At 61.5% G+C, this 18,788-nt stretch carries 10 protein-coding genes; 5 read left to right on the top strand and 5 right to left on the bottom strand.

Annotated features, from left to right (window positions below):
• Positions 1-136: 136 nt before the first annotated feature.
• From fusA to rpsL, 3 genes are all read right to left on the bottom strand, one after another.
• A complete protein-coding gene (gene fusA, locus B3H86_RS00050; RefSeq protein WP_292050481.1) occupies positions 137-2,215 on the bottom strand; it encodes an elongation factor G in 2,079 nt (692 codons plus the stop codon).
• A gap of 151 nt (positions 2,216-2,366) precedes the next feature.
• Positions 2,367-2,840 (bottom strand): 30S ribosomal protein S7, encoded by a 474-nt coding sequence (rpsG, locus tag B3H86_RS00045; protein ID WP_292050480.1) that lies wholly within the window; start codon positions 2,838-2,840, stop codon positions 2,367-2,369.
• A 43-nt stretch (positions 2,841-2,883) separates the two neighbouring features.
• On the bottom strand, positions 2,884-3,258 hold the full coding sequence (rpsL, locus tag B3H86_RS00040) for a 30S ribosomal protein S12 (protein WP_003165508.1): 375 nt from the start codon (positions 3,256-3,258) through the stop codon (positions 2,884-2,886).
• 351 nt (positions 3,259-3,609) lie between these two features.
• On the opposite strand from rpsL, the gene B3H86_RS00035 reads away from it, so the two are divergent.
• Complete coding sequence (locus B3H86_RS00035) at positions 3,610-4,419, top strand: hypothetical protein (RefSeq protein ID WP_292050479.1); 810 nt, start codon at positions 3,610-3,612, stop codon at positions 4,417-4,419.
• Between the two features lie 113 nt (positions 4,420-4,532).
• Positions 4,533-5,741, top strand: coding sequence for a hypothetical protein (locus tag B3H86_RS00030; protein ID WP_292050478.1), 1,209 nt, complete (start codon positions 4,533-4,535; stop codon positions 5,739-5,741).
• Positions 5,742-5,807: 66 nt separating this feature from the next.
• Here the strand turns inward: B3H86_RS00030 and rpoC are convergent, their stop codons facing one another.
• Positions 5,808-9,998, bottom strand: a complete 4,191-nt coding sequence (gene rpoC, locus B3H86_RS00025; RefSeq protein ID WP_292050477.1) for a DNA-directed RNA polymerase subunit beta' — start codon at positions 9,996-9,998, stop codon at positions 5,808-5,810.
• Positions 9,999-10,097: 99 nt separating this feature from the next.
• Positions 10,098-14,213, bottom strand: coding sequence for a DNA-directed RNA polymerase subunit beta (gene rpoB, locus B3H86_RS00020; RefSeq protein WP_292050476.1), 4,116 nt, complete (start codon positions 14,211-14,213; stop codon positions 10,098-10,100).
• A gap of 482 nt (positions 14,214-14,695) precedes the next feature.
• Between rpoB and B3H86_RS00015 the strand changes: the two genes are divergently transcribed.
• The 3 genes from B3H86_RS00015 (at position 14,696) to B3H86_RS00005 (ending at position 18,659) form a co-directional block, all read left to right on the top strand.
• Positions 14,696-15,985, top strand: a complete 1,290-nt coding sequence (locus tag B3H86_RS00015; RefSeq protein WP_292050475.1) for a hypothetical protein — start codon at positions 14,696-14,698, stop codon at positions 15,983-15,985.
• A gap of 45 nt (positions 15,986-16,030) precedes the next feature.
• Positions 16,031-16,546 carry an FKBP-type peptidyl-prolyl cis-trans isomerase gene (locus B3H86_RS00010; protein WP_292050474.1) on the top strand — a complete coding sequence of 172 codons (516 nt, stop codon included), beginning with the start codon at positions 16,031-16,033 and terminating at the stop codon, positions 16,544-16,546.
• Between the two features lie 148 nt (positions 16,547-16,694).
• A complete protein-coding gene (locus B3H86_RS00005) occupies positions 16,695-18,659 on the top strand; it encodes a M61 family metallopeptidase (protein ID WP_292050473.1) in 1,965 nt (654 codons plus the stop codon).
• The last annotated feature ends 129 nt before the right edge of the window (positions 18,660-18,788 follow it).

Genomic DNA, 18,788 nt, shown 5'->3' with positions numbered 1-18,788 from the left:
TTCGAACTTTTCCTTGGCCATTCTCTAGCTCCTGGAGTCCCCGAACCGGGGTCCACTTAGGTTTGGGGATTGATATGGGGCGATTTGTTATCAAACCGCCCCGATTTCAAGACACAGTCGTCAAAAAGACGGCTGATTAGGTGTACTTCTTGATCACTTCGTCGGCGACGTGTTGCGGCACCGGCTCGTAGTGGTCGTATTGCATGGTGAACTGTGCACGACCTTGCGACATACCGCGCAGGGTGTTCACGTAACCGAACATGTTGGCCAGCGGCACGAAGGCGTTCACGACAACGGCGTTACCACGCATGTCTTGGCCTTGGATCATACCGCGGCGACCGTTCAGGTCACCGATAACCGAACCCAGGTACTCTTCCGGGGTTACGACTTCCACAGCCATCACCGGCTCGAGCAGCTTCGGTCCGCCCTTCTCGCGCAGTTCCTTGAAGGCTGCACGCGAAGCGATTTCGAAGGCCAGAACCGAGGAGTCGACGTCGTGGAACGCGCCGTCGATCAGGGTTGCCTTGACGTCGATAACCGGGAAGCCAGCCAGCAGGCCGTTTTCCTTGGCCGACTTCAGGCCCTTTTCAACACCCGGGATGTATTCCTTCGGAACAGCACCGCCGACGATGGCCGACTCGAACACGAAGTCCGTGCCCGGCTCGCCCGGCTCGAAGCGCAGCTTGACGCGTGCGAACTGACCGGTACCGCCGGTTTGCTTCTTGTGGGTGTAGTCGATCTCGCAAGCGCGGGTGATCGATTCACGGTAGGCAACCTGCGGAGCGCCGATGGTGGCTTCGACCTTGTAGGTGCGCTTCAGGATATCGATCTTGATGTCCAGGTGAAGCTCGCCCATGCCCTTCAGGATGGTCTGGCCCGACTCGTGGTCGGTCGAGACGGTGAAGGACGGGTCTTCCGAAGCCAGCTTGGCCAGAGCCACGCCCAGCTTCTCTTGGTCAGCCTTGGTCTTCGGTTCGACAGCGATTTCAATAACCGGAGCCGGGAATTCCATCTTCTCCAGGATAACCGGCGACTTCAGCGGATCACACAGGGTGTCACCGGTGCGGGTTTCCTTGAGGCCAGCCAGAGCGACGATGTCGCCAGCGTAGGCTTCCTTTATGTCTTCACGGTTGTTCGAGTGCATCAGCAGCATGCGGCCGACACGTTCACGCTTGTCACGCGACGAGTTCAGCAGCGATTGGCCGGTCTCCATCTTGCCCGAGTACAGGCGGCAGAAGGTGATCGAGCCCACGAACGGGTCGTCCATGATCTTGAACGCCAGAACCGACAGCGGTTCGTCGTCCGAAGCCTTACGGACGATCGGCTCTTCGGTCTTGAAGTCGATGCCCGGGGTCGGCGGAATGTCGACCGGCGACGGCAGGTAGTCGACGACGGCGTCGAGCAGCGGCTGAACGCCCTTGTTCTTGAAGGCCGAGCCAGCGAGGATCGGGTAGAAGTGACCTTCGATGACGGCCTTACGGATGCAGCGCTTCAGCACTTCAACCGACGGCTCTTCGCCACCCAGGTAAGCTTCCATAGCTTCGTCGTCGATTTCGACGGCGTTGTCGACGAGGTACTGACGGGCTTCAGCAACCTTGTCAGCCATGTCGGCCGGGATTTCACGGATGTCCGGAGCGGCACCCACTTGGTCGGTTTCCCAGACCAGAGCCTTCATTTCGACCAGGTCGATGACGCCCTTCAGGTCCGATTCAGCACCGATCGGCAGTTGGATCGGCACAGCCTTGGCGCCCAGACGGTCGCGGATCGACTCGACCGACTTGTCGAAGTCAGCGCCCAGCTTGTCCATCTTGTTGACGAACACGATACGCGGAACGTTGTACTTGTCGGCCTGGCGCCAGACGGTTTCGGTCTGCGGTTCAACGCCGGCGTTGCCGTCGAGAACGGTCACGGCACCGTCGAGCACGCGCAGAGAACGCTCGACTTCGATGGTGAAGTCAACGTGGCCCGGGGTGTCGATGATGTTCAGGCGCTTTTCGCGCCAGAAAGCGGTCGTGGCAGCCGAGGTGATGGTGATGCCGCGTTCTTGTTCCTGGTCCATCCAGTCCATGGTCGAGGCGCCATCGTGCGTCTCACCCATTTTGTGGTTCTTGCCAGTGTAGAACAGGATGCGCTCAGTCGTCGTGGTTTTACCCGCGTCGATGTGAGCCATGATACCGAAGTTACGGTAGTCTTCGATTTTGTGTGTACGGGCCATTGTCTTGCCTTCCGGGTAGCTAGCGGACGCCGCGAGCGCCCCGTTCTGTCAGATATGACGGCGCGGGCGATTCAAAAACTGAATGCCCGCGCCAGATCGTCTTAGATAGCGCCCGTTCCAATACCGGAGCATAGGAACGGTTTTAAGACGCTTACCAGCGGTAGTGGCTGAAGGCGCGGTTGGCTTCGGCCATCTTGTGGGTGTCTTCGCGCTTCTTGACCGAGGTGCCGCGGTTGTTCGAGGCGTCCAGCAGTTCAGCAGCCAGCTTTTCGGTCATGGTGTTCTCACCGCGCTTGCGAGCGGCGTTGACGACCCAACGGATAGCCAGGGCACGACGACGGTCCGGACGGACTTCGACCGGAACCTGATAGGTAGCACCACCAACGCGGCGCGAACGCACTTCGACTTGCGGAGCGACGTTTTCCAGAGCCTGGTGGAAGGTTTCCACGGCGGTCTGGTCTTTCTTCTTCTCGGCCAGGATGTCGAAAGCACCGTAGACGATGTTTTCGGCGACAGCCTTCTTACCTTCGTACATGACGTAGTTCATGAACTTGGTAACGACCAGATCACCGAACTTCGGATCCGGCAGAACTTCACGCTTCTGGGCGCGGTGACGACGGGACATGAGAGTATCCTCTTAAATCTGTAGAGCGCAGAACGCGTGTTGCTTACTTCGGACGCTTCGCACCGTAGTGCGAACGACGTTGCTTACGGTCCTTGACGCCTTGGGTATCCAGCACACCGCGCAGGATGTGGTAACGGACACCCGGAAGGTCCTTCACGCGGCCGCCGCGGATGAGCACAACCGAGTGCTCCTGCAGGTTGTGGCCTTCACCCGGGATGTAGCACACGGCTTCAACACCGTTCTTGGCCAGGCGAACCTTGGCAACCTTACGAAGTGCCGAGTTCGGCTTCTTCGGGGTGGTGGTGTAAACGCGGGTGCAAACGCCGCGACGCTGGGGCGAACCCTCCAGAGCCGGAACCTTGTTGCGGACCGGCTTCGGCTTACGGGGCTTGCGGATCAGCTGGTTGATCGTGGGCATTCGAATTCGTCTCTTTTCGATGTGGAGGCGTGTGCCTTTCGGCCGGAGCGCCTCATTGCCTTCTTTTGAACGACCCTGAGGTCGCCCGGGTTGGTATTCGAGCTGATAGAGCGTCCTCCAAACGGAAAAACCGGAACGCGCGCTTTGGGCGTTCCGGCGGGACACAGCCCGACCGTTCAGTTGTCACTCGATCAGCGGACAGCGGACTGCCCACGTCTCGAAAGTGAGCGGCTTGTACGTGTGTGAGGGCGTCGCGTCAAGTTCACGCGTTATACGCGTTAAAACATCAGCAATTTATCCAACACATTGACGCCTTATTGTTCATGGAGCGTCGAAATCCGGAGGACATCCGTGACGACGACAATCGCGACGCCTGCCCTTTCAGTTTACAGGAAACCTAAGCCATACAAGGCTGTATGGGTCGCTGTATCGGTCATCGCCCACGGTGTTCTGTTGGGTGCGGTCATCTATATGGTCCCTGCCCCGCTGCCGGTCCCCACCACGCCCCAGGACCGCACCATCTTCGTCGATATCGAGCGGGTCACCCTCCCGCGTGAGGTACCGGCACGGGTTGCCCAGCCCGAAGACAGCGCATCCGATTCCCCTCCCCGCGCTTTCAGTGGACCTGACCGTCCGGTGCCGCGCATTGTACCGCAGCGGTCAGACGCCGCTGCCACCGCACAGGCTGCCGGACCGGCGTCTGTATCGGCTAACGAATCCACCGATGGACGCTGGACCTATACGCCTGAATCGACGGCCAGCGGCGTCGCACGCAGCCTGAGAACATCGCCTATCGGGTGCGCCTATCCAGAACGTCTGTCAGAAGGTGAACGGGCGGTCTGCAATGAACGCTCTACCGACCGTGCCGTCAAAACCCTGGAAAACCTCCAGCGCATCCCCGGCACAGGCGATGCGCGACGCGACGCCCGCTTCGAAGCCCAGGGACGGGCGCGCACCAACACCTACAACTTCAGACGCCGCCCCATAACCAATGATGAAACCGGCAATGGACGACCGACCGACACGCCGGGCTCGAACTTCGGCATCGGTCCCTCGGGCCGTCACCTTGATCCTTCGACACAACCTGACGCCTATGGACCGATACAGACCTACAGGCGCGATGGCCGTCCTGAAGAGCGCAATGTCACGACGCCCCGATAGATGGACATCACCGTTCTCAACTTCATGTGACAGACTGGTGATATCGCAAGATTCAAGTGCATCTGTAAGTCTTCCAGTGGCTTCCCCCTCAAACCTCCTGTCCGAGGTAGCCCATGAGTTTCAGTCTGTCGGCACCGCCGCCGCCCATATCGCCCTCGCCGCGCAAGCAGAGGGCGATGCTGCTGATGGCCTCGGCCGTGGCGCATATTGTGGTGTTGGTACCGATCGCACTGAACACGGTATTTATTCCCTCACTGGACGATGACTCCAGTTTCGAGGTGTGGATCGATATGGAGCGGGACAGGCCCCGTCCGGAGCGAGAGCGGCTTCTTCCTCAAGACCGCCCGATCCCGCCTGAGAACACCGAAGATACGCCTAGAGAAGAGCCCATTACCGAGGCCGAGCGTGAAAGGTTGATCGAGGAGATCATCGCCGCCCGCCCCGACGTAACCGTCGAACAGATCGAAGCCCTGCTACCCCAACTCGCTGAACAGCGCCCCCAGGAGGTCGAGCGGCTGGACAGCGCACCGACGTCTTCGGTCGCCGATCTCAATATAACCGCCCTGCCCAATGTTTCGGCCCCCGTCACACGTCCGACCATCGAAGCGATAGACGGTCCGCGCGCCAATGCAGCTGTGGCCCCTCTTTCTTCTGCCAGCCTGCCCTCCATCCAGTCTGCCGATCAGGCCGGTCAGGCAACCGAAGACGAGGCTGGCTCACCCGATGCGCCCATTCCACGCAGGGCCCGTATCGACGAGGATGCTCTAGGCGCTCTGGACGCTGCCGCCAGAGGTGGCGCTCTGGATGACGCCTGGACCTATCGCCCCGAGGCGGGCGGCGGAGGACAGAGTGGCCAGACAGGCGGGCAGACAGGCGGTCAGATCGACCCGCTTTCAGGACGCGGAGGTGTATCCGGCAATACAGCCACACGGACGGGCCGCATCTACTATGGGCAGGGCACCACGCCCATTGACTGTACCCAGCCGCAGATGTTGAGCGATGTCGAAAGGCTATCGTGTGACAGCGCCGAGCAGCGCCGTATCCGCGCCTCTATGGAACGCGGCGTACGCGTGCAGGGCACAGGCAATGCGGCCCGCGATGCCAATCTCGGTGCCGTGGGGGCCCACCGTATGGAAGAGTATGAGTCCCGCCGTCGGACCAATGGCGGTGTGGGCGTGTCACAGGGCTCCATGCTGGGTGGTTCGGGTCAGGGAGAAATCCTCGACGAGATGTCCGGTACCAACCGCGAGATCCGTAAAATCCAGGAACAGATCGGTGCCAGCAACGGCCCCAAACCTCCGCCTCCCCGACCGAACCAGTGACCAAGAAAAAAGGGCGGTGTCCGCAGACACCGCCCTTCTTCTTTTTTCAGCCTAGGCCGACAAGGATCAGTCCTTGTCGAGCTCCAGAGCCAGATCGGCCGGCAGCGGCTCGACCGCGTCTTCGCGAGCTTGGGTAAGCTCGGCGTCGCGCTCGTTGGCGATCTTTTGCAGGCTGCGCAGGTAAGCGCCCGTACCGGCCGGGATGAGACGGCCGACGATGACGTTTTCCTTGAGGCCTTCCAGCGTGTCCTTCTTGCCGTGGACCGAAGCCTCGGTAAGCACGCGGGTGGTCTCCTGGAACGAAGCCGCCGAGATGAAGCTGCGGGTTTGCAGCGACGCCTTGGTGATACCCAGCAGAACCGGTTGCGTGACAGCCAGACGGCCACCGCGCTTCTCGACCTTGGCGTTCTCGTATTCGGCCTCAGCCACTTCGACGGTGTCGCCCTTGATGAGGGTGGTTTCACCCGGATCAAGAACTTCAACCTTCTGAAGCATCTGACGCACGATCACTTCGATGTGCTTGTCGTTAATCGGCACGCCTTGCAGACGGTAGACTTCCTGAACCTCGTTCACGAGGTACTCGGCCAGAGCCTCGACGCCCTGGATACGCAGCAGATCGTGCGGATCGGGGTTGCCGTCGATGATGTAGTCGCCCTTCTGGATCAGATCGCCGTCGTGGACGGAGATGTGCTTGCCCTTCGGGATCAGGAATTCCACGGCTTCGCCTTGGTTGCCATCGGCATCCGGCTCCGGCGTGATCTTGATACGACGCTTGTTCTTGTAGTCGCGACCGAACTCTACGCGGCCATCCATTTCGGCGATGACAGCGCAGTCCTTCGGACGGCGGGCTTCGAACAGTTCGGCAACGCGCGGCAGACCGCCGGTGATGTCGCGGGTCTTGGCACCTTCGGTCGGGATACGGGCGATAACCTCACCCGGCTTGACCTCGTCACCGTTCGACACCGACAGGATGGCGCCGACCGGCAGCAGGTAACGGGCATCCGAACCCGAAGCCAGACGGGCATAGCTGTCACCCGAGACGATACCCAGGGCCGGACGCAGGTCCGAACCACGCGGGCTCGCACGCCAGTCGGAGACGACGCGCTGTGCGATACCGGTTGCCTCGTCGGTCTCTTCCTTGACGGACAGACCTTCGACCAGATCCTCGAAGCGGATGTTGCCGCCCACTTCGGTGATGATCGGGTTGGTGTACGGGTCCCACTCGGCCACGCGTGCGCCCTTGGCCACTTCCGCACCGTCCTTGACGCGCAGACGTGCGCCGTACGGCACCTTGTGCGTTTCGCGTTCCTTGCCGTCGACCATGATCGACACGACGACGTTGCGGCTCATGGCCACCAGGTCGCCGTGCGGCGCGGTAACGGTCGGGCCCGAAACCTTGGCGACACCGGCATTGGTCGCCTCGTAGAACGAGGTTTCCGAAACCTGTGCAGTACCGCCGATGTGGAAGGTACGCATGGTCAGCTGGGTACCCGGCTCACCGATCGACTGGGCGGCGATAACGCCGACAGCTTCACCGATGTTCACATTGGTACCACGGGCCAGGTCACGGCCATAGCAGTGGGCGCAGATACCGGCCTTGGCTTCACAGGTCAGGGCCGAGCGGACCTTGACCGACTGGACGCCGGCGGCATCGATGGCCTCGACTTCCTCTTCCTGCAGATAGGTATCTGCCGGGAACAGGATGTTGTCGGTGCCCGGTTCCTTGATGTCCTCTGCCGCATAACGGCCCAGAACACGTTGGCCCAGCGAGACCAGAACGTCACCGCCCTCGGTCACGGCGCGCAGGGTGATGCCGCGGGTCGAACCGCAGTCGTCCTCGGTAACGATCGAGTCCTGTGCAACGTCCACCAGACGACGGGTCAGGTAACCCGAGTTGGCGGTCTTCAGTGCGGTATCGGCCAGACCCTTACGGGCACCGTGGGTGGAGTTGAAGTACTCCAGAACGGTCAGGCCTTCCTTGAAGTTCGAGGTAATCGGGGTCTCGATGATCTCACCCGACGGCTTGGCCATCAGGCCGCGCATACCGCCGAGCTGCTTCATCTGGGCCTGCGAACCACGGGCACCCGAGTTGGCCATCATGTACACCGAGTTGATGTCCGGGTTTTGGCCCTTGATCAGAACTCGCGGCTGGGCGATCTCGGCCATCATGGCGTCGGAGATCTTGTCCGAGGCCTTCGACCAGGCGTCGATGACCTTGTTGTACTTCTCGCCCTTGGTGATGAGGCCGTCAGCGTATTGCTGCTCGTACTCTTCCACCTGGGCGCGGGTTTCGTTGACCAGGGTGTATTTGGCGTCCGGAATGACGATGTCGTCCTTACCGACCGAAATACCGGCCTTGGCAGCTTCCTTGAAGCCGAGGCCCATCATCTGGTCAGCAAAGATCACCGTCGCCTTCTGGCCGCAGTGACGGTAGACCTGATCGATCAGGTTACCGATTTCCTTCTTGGTCAAGTTCTTGTCGACCAGACGGTAGCCGATGTTCGGGTTCTGCGGCAGCAGGGCACCCAGCTTCATACGGCCCGGGGTCGTGTCGATCACCTTGGTCACCAGCTCACCGGCCGAGTTCATTTCGGTCCAGCGGGCCTTGACCTTGGTGTGCAGGGTCACAACGCCAGCGTCGAGCGCCGCGTCGATTTCGCCCATGTTGGCGAACAGCTTGCCTTCACCCGGCTCGCCATCCTTGACCAGCGACAGGTAGTAAAGACCCAGCACGATATCCTGCGACGGCACGATGATCGGCTCGCCGTTGGCCGGCGACAGGATGTTGTTCGTCGACATCATCAGGACGCGCGCTTCCAGCTGGGCCTCAAGACTCAGCGGAACGTGCACGGCCATCTGGTCGCCGTCGAAGTCGGCGTTGAACGCGGTACAGACCAGCGGGTGCAGGCGGATGGCCTTACCTTCGATCAGCTTCGGTTCGAACGCCTGGATGCCCAGACGGTGAAGCGTCGGCGCGCGGTTCAGCATGACCGGGTGTTCGCGGATAACCTCGTCGAGGATATCCCAAACGGCCGGTTGCTCGCGCTCGACCATACGCTTGGACTGCTTGACGGTGCCCGACAGGCCCTTGGCGTCCAGACGTGCGTAGATGAACGGCTTGAACAGCTCCAGAGCCATCTTCTTCGGCAGGCCGCACTCGTGCAGCTTCAGCTCCGGACCCACGGTGATGACCGAACGGCCCGAGTAGTCGACGCGCTTGCCGAGCAGGTTCTGACGGAAGCGGCCCTGCTTGCCTTTCAGCATGTCGGCCAGCGACTTCAGCGGACGCTTGTTGGCGCCGGTGATGACGCGGCCACGACGGCCGTTGTCGAACAGGGCGTCAACCGACTCCTGCAGCATCCGCTTTTCGTTGCGGATGATGATGTCAGGCGCGCGAAGCTCCATCAGGCGCTTCAGGCGGTTGTTACGGTTGATGACGCGACGGTAGAGGTCGTTCAGGTCCGAGGTGGCGAAGCGGCCGCCATCCAGCGGAACCAGCGGACGCAGTTCCGGCGGAATGACCGGGACGATCGTCAGGATCATCCATTCCGGCTTGTTGCCCGACTCGATGAAGGCTTCCAGCAGCTTCAGACGCTTCGAAGCCTTCTTCGCCTTCATTTCCGACGGATTGTCGGCCAGTTCGGCGCGGTGCTTCTCGGCTTCCTGATGCAGGTCGATCGACATCAGCAGGTTGCGAACGGCCTCGGCACCGATTTCAGCGGTGAAACCGTCGTCGCCGTATTCTTCCTGATAGCGATAGAACTCGTCTTCCGTCAGCAGCTGGTTCTGCTTCAGCGGGGTCAGGCCCGGCTCGGTGACGATGTAGTTCTCGAAATACAGGACGCGTTCAACGTCCTTTAGCGCCATGTCGAGCATCAGCGAGATACGCGACGGAAGCGACTTCAGGAACCAGATGTGGGCCACCGGAGCAGCCAGATCGATGTGACCCATACGCTCGCGACGGACGCGGGCCAAGGTGACTTCGACACCGCACTTCTCGCAGATGATGCCCTTGTACTTCATGCGCTTGTACTTGCCGCACAGGCATTCGTAATCCTTGGTCGGGCCAAAGATACGGGCGCAGAACAGGCCATCACGTTCCGGCTTGAACGTGCGGTAGTTGATGGTTTCCGGCTTTTTGATTTCGCCGAACGACCACGAACGGATCTTCTCGGGCGAGGCCAGAGCGATTTTGATCTGGTCAAAGGTCGGGGTGACCGGGACCGGATTGAAGATGTTCAGGACTTCCTGGTTCATCTTTGTTCCTTCTGCGGCAGGAGCCGCGAAAATCATTCAGAGCAGAGGGGCTTGGACAAGGGGCCCCTCCCCGCCGTTGCGGGGAGGGAAACCGATGGATCAGCCGTTCTCCAGCTCCACGTTCAGGCCCAGCGAGCGCATTTCCTTGATCAGGACGTTGAAGCTTTCCGGGATACCGGCTTCGAAGCTGTCGTCACCGCGGACGATGGCCTCGTAGACCTTGGTACGACCAGCCACGTCGTCCGACTTCACCGTCAGCATTTCCTGCAGGGTGTAGGCGGCGCCGTAAGCTTCCAGAGCCCAGACCTCCATTTCCCCGAAGCGCTGGCCGCCGAACTGCGCCTTACCGCCCAGCGGCTGCTGGGTGACGAGCGAGTACGGGCCAATCGAACGGGCGTGGATCTTGTCGTCGACCAGGTGGTGCAGCTTCAGCATGTACACGTAGCCGACGGTGACCGGACGCTTGAACTGTTCGCCGGTTTGACCGTCGTACAGGATCGACTGGGCCGAACGGTCCAGACCGGCCATTTCCAGACGGTCCTCGATGTCCGAGATGCGGGCACCGTCGAAGACCGGCGTCGCAAACGGAACGCCCTTCGACAGGTTCTGGGCCAGCTCGATCAGTTCCTCGTCGGTTTCCGGCAGCGGGGTGTCCTCGCCGTAGATTTCCTTGAGGCGGTTGATCAGGCGCTCGCGCTCGCCACCGTCCATCCACTCTTCGAGCAGGGCCTTGATCTGCTTGCCGAGGCCAGCCGATGCCCAACCCAGGTGGGTTTCGAAGATCTGGCCGATGTTCATGCGCGACGGCACGCCCAGCGGGTTCAGAACGATGTCGACGTGCGTACCGTCTTCAAGGTGCGGCATGTCCTCGATCGGCAGGATCTTGGAGATAACGCCCTTGTTGCCGTGACGGCCGGCCATCTTGTCGCCCGGCTGCAGCTTGCGCTTCACAGCCACGAAGACCTTGACCATCTTCATCACGCCCGGCGGCAGTTCGTCACCGCGCTGCAGCTTCTCGACCTTGTCTTCGAAGCGGCGGTCCAGAAGCTTACGAGCATCCTCGAACTGCTTCTTCATGGCTTCCAGCTCGCCCATCGACTTTTCGTCGTCGAGAGCGATCTGCCACCACAGGCCCTTCGAAACTTCCGACAGGGTGTCTTCGGTGATCTCACCGCGACCGATGCCCTTCGGACCCGACACAGCGGTCTTGCCGATCAGCAGCGGCTTCAGGCGGCCATAGACGTTGCGCTCGAGGATCTTGAGCTCGTCGTCGCGGTCCTTGCCCAGACGTTCGATTTCGGCGCGCTCGATAGCCTGAGCGCGTTCGTCCTTGTCAACGCCGTGACGGTTGAAGACGCGAACGTCAACGATGGTACCGGCAACGCCCGGCGGCAGACGCAAGCTCGTGTCGCGGACGTCCGAAGCCTTTTCACCGAAGATGGCGCGCAGCAGCTTCTCTTCCGGCGTCATCGGGCTTTCGCCCTTCGGCGTCACCTTACCGACCAGGATGTCACCCGGTTGGACTTCGGCGCCGATGGCCACGATACCGGCCTCGTCGAGGTTGCGCAGGGCTTCCTCGCCGACGTTCGGGATGTCGCGGGTGATTTCTTCCGGCCCAAGCTTGGTGTCGCGGGCCATGACTTCGAACTCCTCGAGGTGGATCGAGGTGAAGATGTCATCGCGCACGATGCGCTCGGAGATCAGGATGGAGTCTTCGAAGTTGTAGCCGTTCCACGGCATGTAGGCGACGAGGACGTTACGGCCCAGAGCCAGATCGCCCAGATCGGTCGACGGACCGTCGGCGATAACGTCACCGGCCTTCACCACGTCACCCACGCGCACGATCGGGCGCTGGTTGATGCAGGTCGACTGGTTCGAACGCTGGAACTTCGACAGACGGTAGATATCGACGCCCGAACGACCGGCATCGACGTCCGAGGTCGCGCGGATGACGATACGGGTACCGTCGATCTGCTCGACCACACCGTCGCGGCGGGCGATCACGACAGCGCCCGAGTCACGCGCCACGACCGATTCCATACCGGTACCCACCAGCGGGGCATCGGTCTGGACCAGCGGCACGGCCTGACGTTGCATGTTCGCGCCCATCAGTGCGCGGTTGGCGTCATCGTTTTCAAGGAACGGGATCAGGGCCGCAGCGACCGAAACAACCTGTTTCGGCGACACGTCCATCATGTCCACCGACTCCTTGGTCAGGAGTTGGGATTCACCGTTCACACGACCCGGGACGATTTCTTCAACGATCTCGCCGTTCTTCAGCTCGATGTTCGCCTGAGCGATCGTGTAGCGGGCTTCTTCCATGGCCGAGATGTAGACCACCTCGTCCTGAGCCTTACCGTCCTTCACGCGACGGTACGGCGACTCGATGAAGCCGTACTTGTTCACGCGGGCGTGGGTAGCCAGCGAGTTGATCAGACCGATGTTCGGGCCTTCCGGCGTTTCGATCGGGCAGATACGGCCATAGTGCGTCGGGTGAACGTCGCGGACTTCGAAGCCTGCGCGCTCGCGGGTCAGACCGCCTGGGCCAAGCGCCGAGAGACGACGCTTGTGCGTGATTTCCGACAGCGGGTTGGTTTGGTCCATGAACTGCGACAGCTGCGACGAGCCGAAGAATTCACGGACGGCAGCAGCCGCCGGCTTCGCGTTGATCAGGTCGTGCGGCATGACCGTGTCGATATCGACCGACGACATGCGCTCCTTGATGGCGCGTTCCATACGCAGAAGGCCGACGCGGTACTGGTTTTCCAGCAGCTCGCCAACCGAGCGAACGCGACGGTTGCCCAGGTTGTCGATGTCGTCGATTTCGCCACGGCCGTCCTTCAGACCCACGAGGATCTGCAGAACCTTCAAGATGTCTTCCTGACGCAGGACGCGGATTTCGTCCGAAACTTCCGGAGTTTCGAGACGCATGTTCATCTTCACGCGACCCACTGCCGACAGGTCGTAGCGTTCGGGGTCGAAGAACAGCGACTGGAACATGGCCTCGGCGGCTTCCGGCGTCGGCGGCTCGCCCGGGCGCATCACGCGATAGATGTCGAACAGGGCGTCTTCGCGGCCCGTGTTCTTGTCCAGACGCAGGGTGTTGCGCATGTAGGCACCGACCGTGACGTGGTCGATGTCCAGCACTTCGATGGTCGAGAAGCCTTGGGCTTCCAGAAGCTCGATGGCGGCTTGGTCCAGCTCGTCACCGGCTTCAGCGTAGATTTCGCCGGTTTCGAAGTTGACGGCGTCGTTGGCCAGATACTTGCCGAGCAGGGCGTCAGCCGCCAGCGACAGCGACTTCAGGCCACCGTCTTGCAGCTTCTTGGCAGCACGGGCCGAGATCTTCTGGCCAGCCGGAGCGACCACTTCGCCGGTGTCGGCGTCGATCAGGTCGAATTCCGGCTTCACGCCGCGCCAGCGTTCCGGCTTGTACGGGGTGACCCAGTTGTCGCCGCGCTTCTCGTACGGGACGGTCTCGTAGAAGGTCTTGAGGATTTCCTCGCCGTCCATGCCCAGGGCATAGAGGAAGGTGGTTGCCGGCAGCTTGCGACGACGGTCGATACGGACATAGACGATGTCCTTGGCGTCGAATTCGAAGTCCAGCCACGAGCCGCGGTACGGAATGACGCGAGCGGCGAACAGCAGTTTGCCCGACGAGTGGGTCTTGCCCTTGTCGTGGTCGAAGAACACGCCCGGCGAACGGTGCATCTGGGAAACGATGACGCGCTCGGTGCCGTTGACGATGAAGGTACCCTTCTCGGTCATGAGCGGAATGTCGCCCATGTAGACATCTTGTTCCTTGATGTCCTTGACCGAGCGAGCGCCGGTTTCTTCTTCGGTTTCGAAGACGATCAGGCGCAGCTTGACCTTCAGCGGAGCCGCGAAGGTCATGTCGCGTTGAATGCATTCCTCAACGTCGTACTTCGGCTCTTCGAACTCGTACGAGACGTATTCGAGAACGGCGCGTTCGTTGAAGTCCTTGATCGGGAAGACCGACTTGAAGACAGCTTCGATGCCTTCGTCGCGGCGCAGGCCCGGACGGCTCTCGCGCTGCAGGAATTGTTCATAGGAGGCGCGCTGAACCTCGATGAGGTTCGGCATCTGCACGGCTTCCGGGATACGTCCGAAGCTGTAGCGAATGCGCTTCTTTCCGGTGAAGGAGGTCGCGGCTGCGATCTTGCCTAGGGCGAGACCGTCGGTGGACTTGGCCATTCTGTTTTCCCAATAGTGGGCCCCGGGGAGGAACCCAGCTCTCAATGCAGCAGCCACGGCGCACCCCGCGGGCGTTCCGTGACCGTTAAACGTCTGTCGGCATCCACCCTCGATCTGCGGGGCAGAACAGGATGCCTCAAATGTCACGCTCCCTTGGGAAGGAGCGACGCCTTCGCACCGGTTCGGAGGGCTTCAAACCGGGCCTCGGCGCTCGTCGCGCGGATTCAGGGAATCTGCGAAGCGGCCATATATAACGATTGACACGGCAAAATAAAGACCAAAGGCGCGCAAACCGGACGGTAATTTTCGCGCGTCAGGAGAGGCCCCGCTCCCCCTCGACTTTGGGCGATATACGTAAAAATACCAATTTTTAGCCGCCGCCCCGAAGGATAGCTGAAACGGTCAAGCTTATAAACTTACGGTTGCTTCTGGTTATGCCCCGGCATAGCCCGTTCAGCGTTTCTACGTTACAGGCCCAATCGATGACGATACGCCCTCTGGGAAGCGCATCGGATCTTCTGTCAAATCAAGATGCCATCCGCGAAGGCATCCAGAACGGCCAGTGCCATGTCATCAGCCTGGCCTTTATCCGCGAGGCTCTGAACGAGCGCTGGGCCAAGAATGCCGGTCTGCTCGAAGAGTTTGTTACACGCACCTTTCAGCGCGGAGCGCTGGAAGACGACCTGATGCTGAAGGTCAACTCGGTCGACTATCTTCTGATCCAGCCCAGCCGGTCTTCCATGAGCGCGCTCAGCCGCGCCACCATGCTGAAACGTGCCGTACTTCATCGCTTTTTGGGTCAGGTCCAGACCGAACTGATCAGCGTCTCCATCATAGAACAGGCCGAGCCCGGCCAGATCACAGCCCGTCGCGTGGCGCAATCGCAGATACAGGCCGCCACCAGCCTCGCCACCTTGGAGGCCGGAGCCCGCATGTCCACCTCCTTGGCCATGCCGGAGATCGACTCTCCCCCTTGGGAACCTTTCGGCACCAAGAAAGCTCCGCGCAAGGTCGTCATTTTCAAACGACCTGACGGCGCCGAACTGGAGGCCGTCTATTACTGCGACCCCGTGTGGAACACGTCCCGACAGGCTGTCAGCCTGTTCCAGCTGCGCAGCCAGACCTATTTCACGCGCGACGGCACGCAATCGCTGGTGGCCCATGAGGATCTGACAGCGCGCACACTGGGCGTCATCGCCGTGCGCCGTCTGAAACATGCCCGTGAAGTGCTGACCCATGCCCATCCGGAGCTGGCCCTCACGGTACCGCTGTCACTGGATGCTTTCGCCCACTCATCCAGCCGTATTGCCGTCATGCAAAAGCTGAGGCGGCTGGCCAATAATACTCTGGTGCGGAACCGGCTGTTTATCGAAATCAGCGATCTGCCCTGCAATGTCTCGGTATCGCGTGTGGCCGAGGCCGTAGCACAGGTAAAAGGCTTTGTGCGCCGCGCCACGGTGCGCCTCCCCGCCGTGTGCGGCACCTGTACCGATTGGACGAAGACCGGGGCCGACGGACTGGTCATGCCGTTGGAAGGCACACTGACCGAGACCTATGTCCGGCAACAGCTGTGCATACTGAAAGATCAAGCACGACGCGCCCACGCCTTTTCCGCTGTGGATGGAGTAGAGGCTGCCAATATGGCCGCCATAGCCTATGCACAGGGCATTCGCGAGATCGGCGGCGACCATATAACCCGGTCCTATGGCAATCATTGTGAAGGCCGCACCCTGTCCCCGCATGAGGTCATCCTTTTGCCGCAGGCGGCCTGAAACAGCCTCTACCTATGGATGCGGCACCTATGATAGCGTCGCTCTATGAAGCTCACGATTTGCGCCGCTGCGTCGGCCCTCACCCTCGCCGCCCTGCCGATGACTGCCGGTGCCCAGACCACCGATCATCAGCAGGCTACGGCCGTCTATCAGGCCGCCCAAAGCCAATGGGAAGCCGGTCAACAGGCCTATCTGCAATGGAATGCCCAGCGTTCCGGCTGGACCACCACCGAAAGCGGCCTTCAATACCGACGTGTCAGCAAGGCACACCCCGACGCCGCCCAGCCCGCTGAAACCGATACGGTCAGCGTCCACTACCGCGGCACGCTCATAAACGGCAGCGAGTTCGACAGCTCGTACAAGCGCAACGCACCGGCCAGCTTTCCGCTGAACCGCGTCATCAAGGGCTGGACCGAGGGGGTGGCCCTGATGCGCAAGGGCGAGACGTTCGAGTTCGTCATTCCCGCAGACCTGGCCTATGGGCCACGCCGCATGGGCAATGAAATACCCTCGAATTCCACGCTTCTGTTCACGGTCGAACTGCTCGAGATCAATCCCTGATCGGCGATTTTGACAGAGCGCCAATCACCTTAATCGTGGATTATTGTTCCGTGTCCGCCGGTCTTTACTTGACGTGACAGGGCGGGCGCGGCTTGCCTTTCCCCGACATGTTTATGCCGCCCTGCGGCCTTTCTTGGGGGAACACCGTATGTCCCGTCGTGCTCTGGCCGTCTGCGCCTCTGCCATCGCCCTTGTGATCGCCACACCATCGCTGGCCCAGACGGGGGCCGCCGCCCCTGCCCTGCCCGTGACGCTGGCCCCGATCCCCGCCGTCAGCGATGCGGTGCGTCCCGGCAATATCGAGGTCTGGGTCGATGCGACCGACCTCGACCGCCGCGTCATGAACATCCGCCAGCGTATTCCGGTCGAGAGCGCCGGCCCGCTGGTGCTGTTCTATCCGCAATGGATTCCGGGCAACCACGGCCCCGTCGGCCCGATCTCCCAGATCGCCAACCTGCAGTTCACCGCCAACGGCCAGCGCGTCGAGTGGGTGCGCAACACCCTGCATCCGTGGGCCTATCAGATCGAGGTGCCGCAGGGCGTGGACACCATCGACGTCAGCTTCTCCTGGCTGACCCCGACCGAGGGCGCGCAGGGCCGCGTGGTGATGACCCCCGACATGCTGAACCACCAGTGGGAAAAGGCGATCCTCTATCCCGCCGGATACCGCAGCAGCCACATCGGCATCCTGCCGCGCCTGAAACTGCCCGAAGGTTTCCAATATGCGGGCGCGCTGGAAAACCAGGGCACGATCGACGGTTATCTGGAGCTGGAGCCGATCAATTTCGAGCACCTGCAGGACAGCCCCGTTTTCGCGGGCCGCCACTTTGCCCAGTACGAGCTGTCGCCCAACGGCCCGTCGTCGGTCCGCCTGAACATCGTGGGTGACAGCGCCGATGTGGTGAAGGTGAAGGACGAGCATCTGGCCCTGCACCGCAATCTGGTGACCGAGGCCGACCTGCTGTTCGGTGCCCGCCATTTCGACCGCTATGAATTCCTTGTCGCCGTTTCCGACAAGCTGGGCGGCATCGGTCTGGAGCACCAGCGCTCCAGCGAGAACAGCGTCGCCACCAAATACTTCACCGACCCGACCGGCACCATCTTGGACCGCGACCTGCTGGGCCACGAATACACCCACAGCTGGAACGGCAAGTGGCGCCGCCCCGCCGACCAGATGGTCAACAACTTCAACGAGCCACTGCAGAACTCCCTGCTCTGGGTCTATGAGGGCCAGACCCAGTACTGGGGCCTGATTCTGACCGCCCGTGCAGGTCTGATGACCAAGGAAGAGGCGCTGGGCGTCATCGCCAACAACACCGCCCAATATTCCACCACCCCCGCCCGCGCTTGGCGCGCTATGCAGGACACCACCAACGACCCGATCATCCAACAGCGCCGCCCGCAGGGCTGGCCCAGCCTGCAACGCTCCGAAGACTATTACCGCGAAGGCTCGATGGTCTGGCTGGATGCCGACACCCTGATCCGCGAAAAGACGGGTGGCCGCAAATCGCTGGATGACTTCGCACGCGGCTTCTTCGGCATCGAGGACGGCAACTGGGAAGCCAAACCCTACACCTTCGAGGATGTCGTCGCGGCCCTGAACGCCGTCGTGCCGCACGACTGGACCGCCTTCCTGCGCGAGCGGGTGGATGCCGTCGGTCCCGACGCCCCCGCCCCGATCAACGGCGTGCAACAGGGCGGCTATCGCCTTGTCTACAAGGACACGCCCAACGCCTACATGTCCCAGCTGAACAAGGAACTGGGCCGCGTGGACTTCGTCTATTCGCTGGGCATCCAGATGAACAAGTCGAACCGCATCACGAGCGTGACGTGGGGTGGCCTCGCCTTCCAGCAAGGCCTGACTGCGGGCTGGGAAGTCGTCGCCGTCAACGACCGCGCCGCCTCGGAAGACGCGATCAAGGAGGCCATCACTGCCGCCAAGGATGGCGGTCCGACCATCACCCTGATCGTCAAGCGCGACGACCGCTTCCGCACCCTCACCTTCGATTACCGCGACGGCCTGCGCTATCCGCACCTTGAACGCATAGCAGGCACGCCCGACCGTCTGGGCGACATCCTCTCGCCGCGCCGTACCGCCCGCGCCCGCCGCTAAGACCTTCCGTTGATCCGAGTTTACGACATGAAGAAGCACCTTTCCGCCGCCGCCCTGTCCCTGCTGCTGTGCGGCACGGCCACGGCCGCGCTGGCCCACAACGGAAGCCCTGTGTGGCAAGGCCCCGCC

This window comes from Brevundimonas sp. UBA5866, assembly GCF_002432125.1.
Lineage (GTDB): Bacteria > Pseudomonadota > Alphaproteobacteria > Caulobacterales > Caulobacteraceae > Brevundimonas.
The sequence above is the reverse complement of the archived record's forward strand: the minus strand, read 5'-3'. Positions and strand labels throughout refer to the sequence as shown.